The sequence below is a fragment of the Streptococcus sp. SS-4456 genome (genome assembly GCF_036680365.1).
In the GTDB taxonomy this organism is placed as follows: Bacteria; Bacillota; Bacilli; order Lactobacillales; family Streptococcaceae; genus Streptococcus.
Map to the genome: position 1 here is coordinate 50,142 of NZ_JAVIHI010000007.1, position 14,175 is coordinate 64,316.

A 14,175-nucleotide genomic window follows, 5' to 3' on the forward strand; every position below is an offset into this window, starting at 1 on the left:
AAAACACCGGTCTATAACCGATGTTCTCCATTGTCTATAATTTTTTAATCATGACCAAGCAGGGATTCCATTCATCCCAGAGGGTCGGAAATACCTCTAACTTGACAAAACCGCAGGATTTATAAAAAGCAATGGTCTGGTCGTATTCTTTATAATGCCCTTCATCCACTGTCTTGACTTGCAAGTAGGCATAGTCCTTCCGAGCCTCCTCCTCCAAGGCTTGCATGAGCAAACGTCCAATTCCCTGGCGATGATAGGCTTTCTTGATGCCCATACAATGAACATCTCCGCAAGCCTCCGAAGAATTAGTCAGGGTCACAAAACCAACAGCTTCATCAGCATCATAGGCAGCCCAAAGTGGCAAGGCAGAGCCGTCTTGAATGTAAGCTCTGGTACTCTCAGGCAAACCAAACCATTCTGGCAAGTCCGCCAGCACCTCTTCGATAATCCTTGCTTTATCAGCGGCAGTCGATACAGTTACAATCTTCATTTTTACTCCTTTTGGGAGATTAGTTTCTGATAACCTCCCCTTGATTCATTTTTTCTACAGCAATTCTATTTTTTAATACTTTCATCTCAATCGCCCCCCTTTCTATTTTGTTATATTATACAGCATTTCTTTTAGTATTTCAATCCGTCCTCTCCCGATTTGTGCTATACTAGATGTATTGGAAACAAGGAGGAATATATGATTAAATTACTCGCCCTTGATATGGACGGAACGCTCTTAAATGAGAGAAAAGAACTGATGCAACCGCAAATCGATGCCATTCATAAAGCTGTTAAAGCTGGTGTGACAGTTGTGCTCTGTACAGGACGGCCCTTGGTTGGCGTCAAACCCTTTGTTAAACAATTAGGCTTTGATACAGAAGACGAATACATCATTGTCAACAATGGTTGTTCCACCCATTCGACAAAGGATTGGAGCTTGATTGACTGGGAAGAGCTATCCGCTGAGGATGTCCGCTATCTTGCTGGATTTACTGAAAATGACCATGTGCAAATTTCCCTCTTCGATGAGGAAGACTATTTCGTTCTTGCGGAAAAGGCAAATGATATGGTTGATTTGGACGCACGTTTAGTGGGCATGACCCCTCAACCTATTGATTTGAAGGAAGCCCAATCAGGTCGTCACCGTTTCTTTGAAGCCATGTTTGTCGGTGAGAAGGAAGCCATTGATGCCTTTGAAAATCAACACAATCCTGTACTCAGCAAACACTATTCCACCGTTCGTTCACAAGACTATCTCTTGGAAATTTTACCAAACGGTGCAAGCAAGGCAACTGGTTTGAAAAAACTGGCAGACCGTCTCGGTATCCTTCCTGAAGAAATTATGGCTATGGGAGATGCCAACAACGACCTTGAAATGATTGAATTTGCTGTTTTGGGAATTGCCATGGGCAACGCCAACGAGCAGGTCAAGGCAATCGCACAAGACATCACAGATACCAATGAGAACAACGGTGTTGCCAAGGCCATTGAAAAACACATTTTGAACAAATAAGGAGATACTATGAAATACCCAACACTCTTAGACCGCTTTTTAGTCTACGTCAAAGAAAACACCCGCTCAGATGAACATTCGACAACTACACCTTCTACCCAAAACCAAGTCGAGTTTGCACAGAATATCCTCTTGCCTGAAATGAAACGGATTGGCTTGCAGGATGTTCACTACTTACCAAATGGTTTTGCGGTAGGAACACTCCCTGCTAACGACCCGAGTTTGACACGCAAGATTGGTTTTATCGCCCATATGGATACGGCTGATTTCAACGCAGAAGGTGTCAATCCCCAAATCATCGAAAACTACGACGGCAACCCAATCGCTTTGGGAACTTCTGCCTATGAATTGCATCCAAAAGATTTCCCACAACTTACCAACTACCAGGGTCAAACCCTGATTACCACAGATGGTACGACCTTGCTAGGCTCTGATGACAAGTCAGGAATTGCAGAAATCATGACGGCTATCGAGTATTTGGTGCAAAATCCCGACATCAAACATTGCGAAATCCGTGTCGGCTTTGGTCCTGATGAAGAAATCGGTGTCGGTGCTGACAAGTTTGATGTGGAAGACTTTGATGTGGACTTTGCCTACACCATGGACGGTGGACCGCTTGGTGAACTCCAGTACGAAACTTTCTCAGCAGCTGCTGCCAAGATTGACTTCCTAGGTCGCAATGTCCATCCAGGTTCTGCCAAAGACCAGATGATCAACGCCTTCCAGATGGCTATTGATTTCCACAATGCCCTTCCAGAAGCAGACCGCCCTGAAGAAACCGAAGGCTATGAAGGTTTCTTCCACTTGATGAACATGGAGGGTAGCGTTGATACTGCTTCTACCACCTACATCATCCGCGACTTTGAGGAAGAAGATTTTCAAGCCCGCAAGCAGCTCATGCTGGATATTGCAGAGAAAATGAATGCCAATTTTGACACTCCACGTGTCATTGTCAACCTACATGACCAGTACTACAACATGAAAAAAATCATCGAAAAAGACATGACTCCAATCAACATAGCAAAGGACGTCATGGAAAATCTAGGTATCAAGCCACTAATCGAGCCAGTTCGCGGAGGAACTGACGGCTCTAAGATTTCATTCATGGGCATTCCAACGCCAAATATCTTCGCTGGTGGCGAAAACATGCACGGCCGCTTCGAGTTCGTCAGTCTGCAAACCATGGAAAAAGCTGTTGATGTGATTTTAGGTATTGTAGCTTATAAATAAACAATTTGTTCAGACTTTCAATTGAAGGTCTGATTTTTTCTGAAAATCTTTCAAAATTTTTGAAAAATCACTTGTATTATTGAACTAATACTGTTATAATAGAACCATCAAAAAGAAATGGAGTTTTATTATGACAGAAGAAACATTTGCACAAGGTATTTTAGTTGGGCTTTGGGGAGCCGGTATGATTTTTTCACTCATTTGGTATGTCCTCGTAACTATTTCCAACTTCATCCTCTTTAAAAAAGCTGGCTATGCTGGTTGGAAATCTCTCATTCCTTTCTACAACCTATACGTCCAACAATGTATCACATTCGGCGAAGACAAGGGTTGGTTTATCCTCTTCCTACTCATCCCACTTGCTGGACCACTTTATGGCATTTATTTGACTTACTGCTATGGTAAAGCATTTGGTTTGTCTGATATTCAAGCCATCTTCTATGTCTTGTTTACACCACTTTTCAATGTCTACATCGCCTTCAATGACGGAAGTTCTTACCAAGGTCCACAAACTTTCTTTATTGACTAATATCAAATGAAGCAACTTTTCCTAGCTGGAAGGGTTGCTTTTACTTTTTAAAAAAATATATAAAAAATTTATATAATTACTTGATTTTAGCAAATGATAGGTATATAATTTATATATAAAATAATTACATAAAGATAAAGAGGTGATTTCATGTACTACCCCGTATCCTCTATCTTGATTGAATTTCTGATTTTGGCCATCGTAGAGAAACAAGATTCTTATGGCTATGAAATCAGTCAAACCATCAAGATAGTTGCTGATATAAAGGAATCCACGCTCTACCCTATCTTGAAGAAACTGGAAAAGGCGGGCTACGTCACCACCTATACCCAAGAATATCAAGGGAGAAAGAGAAAATACTACACCATCACACCTGCTGGACGTGAGCACATCCCCTTCCTGCAAGGTGAATGGAATACCTACAAAGACCATATCGACGGAATTATAGAAGGGAGCCTACGAAAATGACACGCGCAGAGTATTTGAACCAACTAGAACAAGCACTGACACAACTCCATCCAAGTGCTAGACAAGAAGCTCTAGACTATTTTAATGAATATTTTGATGAAAAAGGTGATGACCAGACAGCCATTGCTGAACTAGGTAACCCCCAAGAAGCAGCAAATGAAATCATCGCCAACCTACCCGAAGATGCCCTAATTGCTAAGGAAGACCGAGGAGCTTCACAATCAGCTAAGGCATTTGATTTCGATTTTGACTTTGATTTCCAATTTGATTGGGATGGTTTTTTCAACAATTTCAAACACTCAGCTTATCAAGCTAGAGAAAGGATGGAATTGAAGGCGAAGAGCGAAGAATTACCTGAGTTTTCAAATCTACAGATTTCGCTCGAAGATCAGGCTCTGAGTGTTCAAACTTATGACGGAGAAACTGTCTTATTGTACAATCCCGTTTCTGAAGATGGCAACTATCAGGCTTTTGACTATCAACTGGTTCAGGATAGTTTGTACCTAACAAGCAAGCCTTCCCCTAATCACCTCTACTTCTCAAATAATCAAACTAGCTCTGCTATTCTCAAAATCCCTAAAAATCTCCTGCCCCTTACCAATCTTAATCTGAACACAAGAGATAGCAGTCTAACCATGGTGGATGTGCAAGTAAGCGAACAGTTGGTCCTTAAGGCAACTGACACTAGTCTGACAATGTCGGATCTAAAAAGTCCTCTAGCTTCTCTACAGCTAGAAGATACTACCTTATCTATTTCAGGTGGGCAATTAAGAGATTTGACACTGAAAGCTAGTGATTCTATCATCAATCTAACAAGTCTTAACCTATCAAATGCCAACATAGAATTAGAAGATTGCGTCTGGAAGTTGAACGTGTTTGCACTAGAAAACAGCCTAAACTGTAAAGCCGAAGATACTATCCTAACATTTAAACCTACTACAGACATCAGCATAGACATTACTGAGGAGGATTCTAGCCTTAAACTTCCAAAGGATAAGGCGTTTACAATGATGAAAGAGGATGACATCACTCATCTCAGCTATAAGCAAGAAAATAGCCCTGCTCAGCTAGTTATTCATTGTCAAGACTGCCAGCTTACTGTTGGATAAAGGAGGTTTCCATGAATCGCAAGGAATATTTACAGAAGCTTGAAAAACATCTCAAACACCTGCCAAAAGAAGATTTTCAGGATACCATAGACTATTTCAATGAATATTTTGACGAAAAAGAAAACGACGAGCAAGCCATTCAAGAATTAGGCAGTCCCAAAGATGCAGCCCGTGAAATTCTAGCCAATCTCTATGATAAAGAGAAGATTGAGGATAAGCCAAATACCCGCAATATGTTCTGGCTGACCATCCTCTCTATCCTTGCCGCACCAATCGGCATCCCCCTAGCCATCACCTTGATCGCCCTCTTCATCATCCTTCTCGTGCTCATCTTCAGTGTCTTCCTACTTCTTATCTCACTCTGGATTGTCCTCCTCAGCCTGGCAATCGCCCAGCTACTCCTCGCCTTTGACCTCTTCACACTATCATGGTCTACCTCCCTTCTCTTCACAGGCCTGGCCCTCATCTGCTTGGCCCTCACTCTATTGGGTAGTAAATTCACTCTAGACCTTGGAAGCAAAACCTTCTTGCTTGTTTTACACTGGATACAAAGAATGATTCGCAAAGGAGGCTATCATGAAACAGCTTAAACCATTTACGAAAATCAGTCTGAGCCTGTTAACCATGGGGACCATTCTCAGCCTCATCGGCTACCTTGCTGGCGGTTGGACAAATATGAAAAACATTGGCGAAAACTACTTTCAGCCCCAAACGGCAAGCTTTACGGATATTCGTTCTATAGAGGTCAATGAAAGACTGTCCATTATGCCCTCGCCTGACAATCAATTTCACCTCCACTACTACCGAAATCAGCACAAAGGCATTGACCTACTCAGCCACCAAGTTCAAGATGGAAAATTAACTATTTCTAGTGCTTTTCAAGGCATCGTTTCTTATGATGGTTTACTCGAGCCCATCTTACATCTTGTCAATGACCAGAATATTGCCTACTATCAACCTGTTTTACAGGTCCCCAAAAACAGCACAATCGAAACACTTTCAGGCACCCTTCAAGGAGACCTTTATCTAGATAAAGTAACTATTCAAAATCTTGAACTCACTGCAGAAGATGGGGACATCTTGATTGAAAACAGTCACATCAGCCTTAGTAGTCTATTGCACATCAATGGAGAAGTAGCAATCAATCAGTCCACATTAATAAGTCCGAAAGACATTTCCGATACTGTTGGCAGTAGCTTAACGATTGAGGATGGGGATTTTAAAGCAGAAAATCTAAAACTAGAAGGAAGACATGGTATCAGTAATTACAATGGTTCCATTGACATTTCTCTTCATCCCAAAACAAAAACTGACATCCATATAGATGCCAGTCAAAATAATCTGGGAATTGACCTTCCTACCTATTCCAATCCCCAAGCCACTAATTACCTCTACATCTCTACACTAGATGGTGAATTGAGCATTCGGTAATCGCTAAAAGCCCTCCTGACGGAAGGCTTTTTCGTTTATTTGAACAACAAAATAGAAATTAAGGCCAAGATTGCTGGTCCACCTTGGGTTAAGATGATTTTGGGACTAGAAGTCGCTGCTCCATAGCCTGCTGCTCCAATAACAAACAAGACAAAAATAGTTGTCACTTCAAGGTTGCCTGTGAAAATTCCATAGATAAGGAAGACGGCCAACAAACCATTATAGATTCCCTGGTTTTTAAATAGGGTTGTCACAGACTTACGTTGTAATTCTTCCTTCTCCATATTGAATACGCGACTAGTAGAGTCCGAATGGGTTGCAAAAGTTTCCAAATACATGATATATAGGTGCTCAAGCGCTACGATACTCGCTAAAATAGTTGTAAAAATTGACATGGGTTATTCTCCTTTTTCTTTAATAACAGTTTCAACAGGTAGGTGTTGAAGGCCAGAAACTAATTTCTCCAAAAGATAGCTCAATCGCTCTTTTTCCTCATCAGACAAAATGCTTTCCATTGCAGCTTTCACGGCTAGGTGATGGACTGGTGGACGAACCTGTAGTTCATTTACTGCACACTGGGTGGGTTGAACCAGCATTTCTCTTTGATTTTCAGGATTGCGCTCCCTTTGAATATAGCCCTTATCCTCCAAAATTTTCAAATGTCAGGTTATGGCTGCACGGTCAATGCGAAGTTTTTCCTGCAATTCCTGTTGTGAACAGGGAGCTTGGTCAAGTAAGTTGGTCAAAAGCTGATAACGGGTCAGACTAATCCCTAACCCTTTTCAAATAGACCCGTGACTGATTCGTCAGCTAATTTTATCTGATAAAGTAATTGAGAAAGATGTTTCATATTTCTACCTTTCTGTTGATTTATCAACTGTTGATAAATCAACTATAACAAAATACAAATATTTTTCAAGAATTTTGCTTAACTTTAGAAAACTCTATCATGTAAAAAGCAAGTTTTGGTATAATATAGGCAAATGAATTTGCTTTCAGTCAAGGAACTGAGTGGGTGTCCTAGATTGAAAATATAAATTACAAAGCAAGTCACTACTGTCGAGTAGGCTAGCTGAGAGTAGCGATGAATCAAAGATAATTCAAATGTCCAAACATTTTCTAAAGGAGGGGAGCATGGAAGAATCAAATGAACTCAACTTAGCGATTGATGTGCTTATGCTAGCTGGATTTATTCTCTTACAAAGTGGTGCTGAAATCCACCGAGTAGAAGATACCATGGTTCGGATTGCCAGGTCACAAGGAATAGAAAATGCAAATGTCTTAGCCATCCCAGCTGCCATCTTCTTTTCAATAGATCATACCAATATTTCTCGAATGAAACGGATTGTCAATCCAGTACATGATATGCAGAAGGTTTGCCAGGTCAATCAGGTTTCACGTTCCTTGACTGCTAGAAAAATCAATCTTGAACAAGCGTTACAAGAATTGAGCCACATCAAGCAACAACCTCTCCCATACACGCAATTGCAGACTATTTTAGCAGCCGCCCTAGCTGCACCTTTTTTCACAATTATGTTTGGCGGCAATTTGTTGGATGCAATAGCAGCAATCTTTGCGACCTTACTTTCCTTTCCCTTCTCCCTCTTGGTAGACCGTCTCATTCGAATTGAGTTTGTATCGAAATTTGCTGGAGCCTTGGCTTTTTCACTATTCTCTTTACTGCTTGCAAAGTATTCTAACCTATCTATCAATCCCAATATGATAAATGCTGGTGCAGTTATGCCATTTGTCCCCGGAATTGCCTTTACAAATGCGGTACGGGACTTGATGACCAACCATCTCAATACTGGAATGACAAAAATCTTCCAAACCTTGCTTGTCATCCTCTCCCTAGGAGCAGGAACAGCTGTTGCACTTTTAATTGTGAGGTAAATCAATGAATATACTTTATTTTATCTTGCAGGCTATTGCTTCTTACATCGCTATCGCTGCCTTTCTTATTGTTCTCAATGTTCAGAGACAGTTGCTTATTCCAGGCGGGATATTGGGTATGTGTGTCTGGTTGCTCTACCTACTCCTTCTTGGTCCGACCAATGTTATCATTGCAACACTTATAGCTGCTATTGTAGGATCCTGTATTAGTCAAATATTGAGTATTCTGTATAAAACACCATCCGTTATTTTCTCTTTAGCCATTCTTGCCCCCTTAGTTCCTGGCTATCGAGCCTATTTGGCAACTACGCAATTTGTATCAGAAAACTATAAAGAAGCCTTGGTAAATACGACTACCGTGCTTATGCTCGCACTGGTTATACCAATTGGCATGACCAGCGGAACCATCCTGATGCAAATTTATCGCTATCTTCAAACTAAAAAGTCTATCTGAGTTTCTTGAAAGCAGGTAGACTTTTTGTTAGAATAAATGAATATGTTTAGGAGGAGCTATGAAACAACAAATTCAGAACTTAAAACTTGCCGAACGTGGTGCCATCATTTCCATCACAGCCTATATTGCCCTCTCAGGTATCAAGTTGGCTGCCGGTCATATTTTTCATTCTGATGCACTGACTGCCGATGCCTTTAATAATATTTCGGATATTATTGGCAATATCGCCGTCCTAGTCGGTCTGCGAATGGCTCAGAAACCAGCGGATACAGATCATAAGTTTGGTCACTGGAAAATGGAAGATTTAGCTAGCCTCATTACATCTTTCATCATGTTTGTAGTTGGTTTCCAAGTCCTTTACTCCACCCTTATCAAAATCATGAGCAACCAAACTGTAGAGATTGATATGACCGGAGCAATAGTTGGTATTTTCTCAGCACTTGTAATGGTAGGTGTTTATCTTTACAATAAATCACTTGCTAAGAAGGTTCATTCCAAAGCCTTAGAAGCAACTGCAAAAGATAACCTCTCCGACGCCGTGACTTCTATCGGAACATCTGTTGCCATTATCGCAGCAGCCTTCAATTTCCCTATTGTCGATAAAATTGCTGCCGTTATTATCACCTTCTTCATCTTGAAAACAGCCTATGAGATTTTCATGGAGAGTTTCTTTACTCTTTCTGACGGTTTTGATGAGGAACTCCTACATAAATATGAAGAAGATATTCTCAAACTACCCAAAATTGTTGCCGTCAAATCCCAACGCGGTAGAACCTACGGTGCCAATATCTATCTGGACATTGTGTTAGAAATGAATCCTGATCTGTCAGTCTATGAGAGCCATGAAATTACAGAACAGGTGGAGCAACTTCTCACCTTAAAACACGGTGTTTTTGATGTTGATATCCATGTCGAACCCTCCGAAATCCCTCATGACGAAATTTTTGAACACGTCTTTGACAAACTCTATCGCTTCGAATCAGAAATTCAAGCCCATGAAGTTGGATATGAAGATTTAATTGATGATAACTATCTCTTGATTGATGCCAAAGGTCGTTACCTAAATAAGACAGAGATGCTTCAAGCACATCCTGTCCAATCCACCTACCTATCCAATTATCAGATGAACTCCATCAGCCAGAAATCCAAACTGGTCACCTTTGAAATTGGTGACTACGTTCATACATCCCTCTGGCGACGCCATGAAAACTGGACAGTTGTATTTCATCAAATATCCAAAAAAGCCTAGTCATGTTGACAAGGCTTTTCGCTTATTATTATTTATACTCAATGAAAATCAAAAGTAGCCTAGGAAACGAAGCCGACGATAGAACTGAAGTTCATCAAGGCTCTTGACAAGGGATAATGTTGATTTTCGAAGAGTATTAGTTTTTCACTGCGTCTGTAGCAATATCTTCACCGAACCATTTTTGTGAAATTTCTTGGAATTTTCCTTCTTTATACAGTTCAGTAAAGGCTTTGTTGATGTTCTCAACAAGTGTCGTATCTGACTTACGAGCACCTACTCCGAAGGTTTCATTTTCAAAACCAGCATCAATAATGTTGTAGTCTGCAATAATTCCCTCTTGTTGCAAGTAGTAGTTTGCATAAACACGGTCAATCAAAAGACCATCGATACGATCATTTTTCAAGTCAATCAAGGCTTCGTTAAATGTCGCATATTGACTTGCATCATTATTCTGAACGATGTCTTTCAAGATTGCAGGTTGAGATTCAAAGACTGAGTAACCAGAAGAACCTGCTTGCGCACCCAAAATCTTGTCAGCCATGTCAGAAACTTGACTGATATTGGATGATTTTTTTGTCACAAGAACTTGCTGATTATCCATGTACGAATCAGTAAAGAGAACCTTTTCCTTACGCTCATCTGTTACAGAATAGCCGTTCCAAATCAAATCAATATTGCCATTGTTCAATTCGGTTTCTTTCAAATCCCAATCGATTGGCTGCCAGTCAACTGTAAAACCATATTTCTCAAATACAGCATTAGCCAACTCTACATCAAAACCTGTGTAAGAGCCATCTGTTTCTTCAAAGCCCATTGGAACGAAAGTCTTATCAAAACCAATGGTAATAGACTTTTCAGATTCGTAAGTTGACCAATTGTCAGACTTAGTTGCCGACTGGCTTGAGCCACAAGCAACAAGAGCAAAACTGGTTACAAGAGCCGCTGCTCCAAGCATCATTTTTTTCATATTCATCATCATATTTGTTCCTTTTCTTAGTGTTTCGGTTCAATTTTGATGATTTCATCTGCTATATTTTCAGCAAATTGCATATCGTGGGTGACCACGATTTGCGTGATTCCAGTAGCCCTATTTTCAAGAATGAGTTTTTCAACTTCTTTTCTCAATTCAGGGTCTAAGGCCGAGGTTGGTTCATCATAGCCGATAATCTCAGGATCAATCATCATAGCACGCGCCAAAGCCACACGTTGTTTTTGTCCACCCGATAGTGAAAACGGATAGGCAGTAGCGTGGTTAGCCAGGCCAAGAGTATCCAAGAGTTTAAGGGCCTTGTCTTCCGCCTCTGAACGCGACATATTCTGCGTTTTCACAGGAGAGAGAACCAAGTTTTCCAAAACGGATAGGTGTGGGAAAAGCTGGAAGTCCTGGAAGACAAAGCCCAGCAGATGTCGTTTCCCCAATTCCTCAAGTGGCAGTTCTTGACCATTATAAATCAAGGTTCCTGAATCAATGGTTTCCAAACCTGCCAACATCCGTAACAGAGTAGTCTTACCGCCACCTGATTGACCGACGATGGCAATAATTTTCCCCTCTGGAATGACCAAATCATAGTTGGAGAAAATCTGTTTATTATCAAATCGTTTGGATAGATTGCGTAGTTCTAACATGACTTCCTCCTATCTATAATAGTCAAATTTCTTTTCTACTTGTTTAGAAATAAGTGTAACAGCTCCAATCATCAACAGATAGATTACTCCCGCGATAAACATAGGTGCTAAACTTGCATCTCGGTTGGCCGCAGTCCGGCTGGCAAGCAAGAGGTCGCTAACACCTAAGGCATATACCAAAGATGTATCCTTGACCAAGGTCATAACTTCGTTGAACACACTTGGAAGGACAATTTTCACCACCTGTGGCAAGACGATATAACGAATGGTCTGAACGGGTGTAAATTTCAATACTTTTGCAGCTTCATACTGACCTTTAGGAATCGCCTCTATACCTCCACGGAAAATTTCAGAGAAATAGGCCGCATAGTTGAGCGTAAAGGCCAGAATTACAGCAGGCATACGGTCAAAGGTAATACCAACACTAGGTAAAACATAATAGACAAAAATCAGTTGCAAGAGCAAAGGAGTTCCACGCATAATTAAAACGTAGAAATGCAATAGCCATTGCAAGGGTTTAAATTTTAGTTGCATTAAAAAGGCAAGAACAGCTCCCAGAGGCAAAGATAGTATCAAAACTAGAAAAAATACTTGCAGGGAAACCACCGCTCCATTTAATAGACTGGGTAGAACTTCCAAAACATAATCCATAGAATTCTCCTAAAAGAGTGATTAGGTTATAGTATATCAGAAAACATTATCTATTTCAAAGGATTTTTCAGAATTTTTAATAAATTTAACAAAAATTTGTATATTTTTTCATTGATTTGAAAAAAAGGTCCGAAATCCGAACCTTTTCTTCTTATTCAACAGTAACAGACTTAGCCAAGTTACGTGGTTTATCAACATCCAAACCGCGTTGCAATGTCGCATAGTAAGCGATCAACTGTGTCGGAACCACCATAGCAATCGCTGACAAGAATGGATGAACAGTTGTAACAGTGATGTCATCTTCTTCCTTAGCTACTGCTTCATCTACAATTGTCAAGACATTGGCACCACGCGCCACTACTTCCTGAATATTGCCTCGAGTATGGCTTGCAAGGTGTGGATGGTTTGAAATCAAGGCCAAGACAGGAACACCGTCTTCAATCAATGAAATGGTACCGTGTTTCAATTCACCTGCCGCAAAGCCTTCACATTGGATGTATGAAATTTCTTTCAATTTCAAGCTGGCTTCCATAGAAACGTAGTAGTCACTACCACGACCGATATAGAATGCGTTGCGAGTGGTTGATAAGAGTTTTTCAACTTTTTCAGCAATCACATCTTTTTCTGACAAGCTGGCCTCGATAGATTGAGCTACGATGGACAATTCATGCACCAAGTCAAATTCTTTCGCGTAGGCATTGCCATTTGCATCACCGACAGCCTTAGCTAAGATTGCCAAAGTCGCAATCTGTGCAGTGTAGGCTTTTGTAGAAGCTACCGCAATTTCTGGTCCTGCATGGAGCAACATGGTGTAAGTTGCTTCACGTGATAAGGTAGAACCAGGAACGTTGGTCACAGTCAAACTTGGAATACCCATTTCATTGGCTTTCACCAATACCTGACGGCTATCTGCTGTTTCACCAGACTGGCTAATCATGACAAAGAGTGGCTTTTTGCTCAAGAGTGGCATGTTGTAACCCCACTCTGATGAAATTCCCAATTCTACTGGTGTATCCGTCAATTTTTCCAAGAAGTCTTTTGCGGCAAATCCTGCGTGATAGGAAGTTCCAGCAGCCAAGATATAGATACGGTCAGCTTCTTGTACTGCCTTAATAATATCCGCATCAACTGTCACTTTACCTTCTTCATTTGTGTATGCGCTAATCAATTTACGCATAACAGTTGGTTGCTCGTCAATTTCCTTGAGCATGTAGTATGGATAAGTTCCTTTACCGATGTCCGACAAATCAAGTTCAGCAGTATAGCTGCCACGCTCAATCGCATTGCCATCATAGTCCATAACTTCTACGCTATCTTTCTTCACAATAACCAATTCCTTATCGTGAATTTCCATGTATTCACTTGTCTCACGAATCATAGCCATGGCATCTGAGCAGACCATGTTATAGCCATCACCCAATCCAATCAAAAGTGGAGACTTGTTTTTGGCAACGTAAATAGTATCTGTATCATTAGCATCAATCAAGGCAAAGGCGTATGAACCTTGAATAATCTTCAATGCTTTTTTGAAGGCTTCTAGAGTTGACAAACCTTCTTCTGCAAATTGACCAATCAAGTGTACAGCAATTTCTGTATCTGTCTGCCCTTTCAAGTCATGACCTGCAAGATACTCTTCCTTGATTTCTGCGTAGTTTTCAATCACACCGTTGTGAACTAGGATATGTCCAGCAGTTTGAGAAGTGTGAGGGTGAGCATTGTTCTCAGTTGGCTTACCATGAGTCGCCCAACGAGTATGACCGATCCCTGTTGTCCCTTCAGTCTTATCGCCAACTTTTGCAGACAATTCTGCAATGCGACCAACAGCTTTCACAAGATGAGCTTGCTCACCACCCGTCACAAAAATACCTGCTGAATCATAACCACGGTATTCTAATTTTTCAAGACCTTGAATCAAAATATCAGTTGCGTTTGTATTTCCTACAACACCAACGATTCCACACATATCATTTCACCTACGATGTTTCTTAACATCGGCTTTCATTTTTTCATAAATTGGTCTAGTCAACTTTT

At 40.8% G+C, this 14,175-nt stretch carries 16 protein-coding genes and 1 pseudogene; 10 read left to right on the forward strand and 7 right to left on the reverse strand.

Going from position 1 to position 14,175, the window contains the following annotated elements; all coding sequences use genetic code 11:
* Positions 1 to 34 precede the first annotated feature (34 nt).
* Positions 35 to 490 (reverse strand): GNAT family N-acetyltransferase, encoded by a 456-nt coding sequence (locus RFK25_RS03415; protein ID WP_044681663.1) that lies wholly within the window; start codon positions 488 to 490, stop codon positions 35 to 37.
* Positions 491 to 688: 198 nt separating this feature from the next.
* On the opposite strand from RFK25_RS03415, the gene RFK25_RS03420 reads away from it, so the two are divergent.
* The 7 genes from RFK25_RS03420 to RFK25_RS03450 all read left to right on the forward strand — a co-directional run bounded on the left by RFK25_RS03420 (position 689) and on the right by RFK25_RS03450 (position 6,271).
* Positions 689 to 1,504, forward strand: coding sequence for a Cof-type HAD-IIB family hydrolase (locus RFK25_RS03420; protein ID WP_332411509.1), 816 nt, complete (start codon positions 689 to 691; stop codon positions 1,502 to 1,504).
* A gap of 9 nt (positions 1,505 to 1,513) precedes the next feature.
* A complete protein-coding gene (pepT, locus tag RFK25_RS03425) occupies positions 1,514 to 2,734 on the forward strand; it encodes a peptidase T (protein WP_332411510.1) in 1,221 nt (406 codons plus the stop codon).
* 130 nt (positions 2,735 to 2,864) lie between these two features.
* Positions 2,865 to 3,263: a DUF5684 domain-containing protein gene (locus tag RFK25_RS03430; protein ID WP_332411511.1), complete on the forward strand. Its 399-nt coding sequence runs from the start codon at positions 2,865 to 2,867 to the stop codon at positions 3,261 to 3,263.
* A gap of 150 nt (positions 3,264 to 3,413) precedes the next feature.
* Positions 3,414 to 3,731 (forward strand): PadR family transcriptional regulator, encoded by a 318-nt coding sequence (locus tag RFK25_RS03435; RefSeq protein ID WP_332411512.1) that lies wholly within the window; start codon positions 3,414 to 3,416, stop codon positions 3,729 to 3,731.
* Positions 3,728 to 4,840, forward strand: a complete 1,113-nt coding sequence (locus tag RFK25_RS03440) for a DUF4097 family beta strand repeat-containing protein (RefSeq protein ID WP_332411514.1) — start codon at positions 3,728 to 3,730, stop codon at positions 4,838 to 4,840. The genes RFK25_RS03435 and RFK25_RS03440 overlap by 4 nt, the downstream gene beginning before the upstream one ends.
* 11 nt (positions 4,841 to 4,851) lie before the next feature.
* Positions 4,852 to 5,430, forward strand: coding sequence for a DUF1700 domain-containing protein (locus RFK25_RS03445; RefSeq protein WP_332411515.1), 579 nt, complete (start codon positions 4,852 to 4,854; stop codon positions 5,428 to 5,430).
* On the forward strand, positions 5,417 to 6,271 hold the full coding sequence (locus tag RFK25_RS03450) for a DUF4097 family beta strand repeat-containing protein (protein WP_332411516.1): 855 nt from the start codon (positions 5,417 to 5,419) through the stop codon (positions 6,269 to 6,271). Before RFK25_RS03445 ends, RFK25_RS03450 begins: the two co-directional genes overlap by 14 nt.
* 35 nt (positions 6,272 to 6,306) lie before the next feature.
* Here RFK25_RS03450 and RFK25_RS03455 read toward each other — a convergent pair whose 3' ends face one another.
* Entirely contained in the window at positions 6,307 to 6,666 is a 360-nt protein-coding gene (locus RFK25_RS03455; RefSeq protein WP_172000001.1) for a DUF1304 domain-containing protein, read from the reverse strand.
* Positions 6,667 to 6,669: 3 nt separating this feature from the next.
* Positions 6,670 to 7,121: pseudogene (locus tag RFK25_RS03460) on the reverse strand (MarR family winged helix-turn-helix transcriptional regulator).
* 284 nt (positions 7,122 to 7,405) lie between these two features.
* Here RFK25_RS03460 and RFK25_RS03465 point away from each other — a divergent pair.
* From RFK25_RS03465 to RFK25_RS03475, 3 genes are read left to right on the forward strand one after another with little or no spacing between them, the layout of a single operon-like run.
* Positions 7,406 to 8,164, forward strand: a complete 759-nt coding sequence (locus tag RFK25_RS03465; RefSeq protein ID WP_332411520.1) for a threonine/serine exporter family protein — start codon at positions 7,406 to 7,408, stop codon at positions 8,162 to 8,164.
* Positions 8,165 to 8,168: 4 nt separating this feature from the next.
* Positions 8,169 to 8,618 (forward strand): threonine/serine exporter family protein, encoded by a 450-nt coding sequence (locus RFK25_RS03470; RefSeq protein ID WP_332411521.1) that lies wholly within the window; start codon positions 8,169 to 8,171, stop codon positions 8,616 to 8,618.
* A 58-nt stretch (positions 8,619 to 8,676) separates the two neighbouring features.
* Positions 8,677 to 9,867, forward strand: coding sequence for a cation diffusion facilitator family transporter (locus RFK25_RS03475; RefSeq protein ID WP_332411522.1), 1,191 nt, complete (start codon positions 8,677 to 8,679; stop codon positions 9,865 to 9,867).
* 136 nt (positions 9,868 to 10,003) lie between these two features.
* Here the strand turns inward: RFK25_RS03475 and RFK25_RS03480 are convergent, their stop codons facing one another.
* The 4 genes from RFK25_RS03480 to glmS form a co-directional block, all read right to left on the reverse strand.
* A complete protein-coding gene (locus RFK25_RS03480; protein WP_332411549.1) occupies positions 10,004 to 10,834 on the reverse strand; it encodes an amino acid ABC transporter substrate-binding protein in 831 nt (276 codons plus the stop codon).
* 26 nt (positions 10,835 to 10,860) lie between these two features.
* A complete protein-coding gene (locus RFK25_RS03485; RefSeq protein ID WP_029173294.1) occupies positions 10,861 to 11,493 on the reverse strand; it encodes an amino acid ABC transporter ATP-binding protein in 633 nt (210 codons plus the stop codon).
* A gap of 9 nt (positions 11,494 to 11,502) precedes the next feature.
* Positions 11,503 to 12,144: an amino acid ABC transporter permease gene (locus tag RFK25_RS03490; protein WP_332411524.1), complete on the reverse strand. Its 642-nt coding sequence runs from the start codon at positions 12,142 to 12,144 to the stop codon at positions 11,503 to 11,505.
* A 151-nt stretch (positions 12,145 to 12,295) separates the two neighbouring features.
* Positions 12,296 to 14,107, reverse strand: a complete 1,812-nt coding sequence (glmS, locus tag RFK25_RS03495) for a glutamine--fructose-6-phosphate transaminase (isomerizing) (RefSeq protein ID WP_332411525.1) — start codon at positions 14,105 to 14,107, stop codon at positions 12,296 to 12,298.
* Positions 14,108 to 14,175 lie beyond the last annotated feature (68 nt).

Bases quoted from the DNA above. Each gene is read 5' to 3' on its own strand.
- RFK25_RS03455 (WP_172000001.1), bottom strand. From the start codon at position 6,666: ATGTCAATTTTTACAACTATTTTAGCGAGTATCGTAGCGCTTGAGCAC.
- RFK25_RS03475 (WP_332411522.1), top strand. From the start codon at position 8,677: ATGAAACAACAAATTCAGAACTTAAAACTTGCCGAACGTGGTGCCATC.
- RFK25_RS03430 (WP_332411511.1), top strand. From the start codon at position 2,865: ATGACAGAAGAAACATTTGCACAAGGTATTTTAGTTGGGCTTTGGGGA.
- RFK25_RS03415 (WP_044681663.1), bottom strand. From the start codon at position 490: ATGAAGATTGTAACTGTATCGACTGCCGCTGATAAAGCAAGGATTATC.
- RFK25_RS03465 (WP_332411520.1), top strand. From the start codon at position 7,406: ATGGAAGAATCAAATGAACTCAACTTAGCGATTGATGTGCTTATGCTA.
- RFK25_RS03450 (WP_332411516.1), top strand. From the start codon at position 5,417: ATGAAACAGCTTAAACCATTTACGAAAATCAGTCTGAGCCTGTTAACC.
- pepT (WP_332411510.1), top strand. From the start codon at position 1,514: ATGAAATACCCAACACTCTTAGACCGCTTTTTAGTCTACGTCAAAGAA.
- RFK25_RS03420 (WP_332411509.1), top strand. From the start codon at position 689: ATGATTAAATTACTCGCCCTTGATATGGACGGAACGCTCTTAAATGAG.
- RFK25_RS03485 (WP_029173294.1), bottom strand. From the start codon at position 11,493: ATGTTAGAACTACGCAATCTATCCAAACGATTTGATAATAAACAGATT.
- RFK25_RS03445 (WP_332411515.1), top strand. From the start codon at position 4,852: ATGAATCGCAAGGAATATTTACAGAAGCTTGAAAAACATCTCAAACAC.
- RFK25_RS03435 (WP_332411512.1), top strand. From the start codon at position 3,414: ATGTACTACCCCGTATCCTCTATCTTGATTGAATTTCTGATTTTGGCC.
- RFK25_RS03440 (WP_332411514.1), top strand. From the start codon at position 3,728: ATGACACGCGCAGAGTATTTGAACCAACTAGAACAAGCACTGACACAA.
- RFK25_RS03480 (WP_332411549.1), bottom strand. From the start codon at position 10,834: ATGAAAAAAATGATGCTTGGAGCAGCGGCTCTTGTAACCAGTTTTGCT.
- glmS (WP_332411525.1), bottom strand. From the start codon at position 14,107: ATGTGTGGAATCGTTGGTGTTGTAGGAAATACAAACGCAACTGATATT.
- RFK25_RS03470 (WP_332411521.1), top strand. From the start codon at position 8,169: ATGAATATACTTTATTTTATCTTGCAGGCTATTGCTTCTTACATCGCT.
- RFK25_RS03490 (WP_332411524.1), bottom strand. From the start codon at position 12,144: ATGGATTATGTTTTGGAAGTTCTACCCAGTCTATTAAATGGAGCGGTG.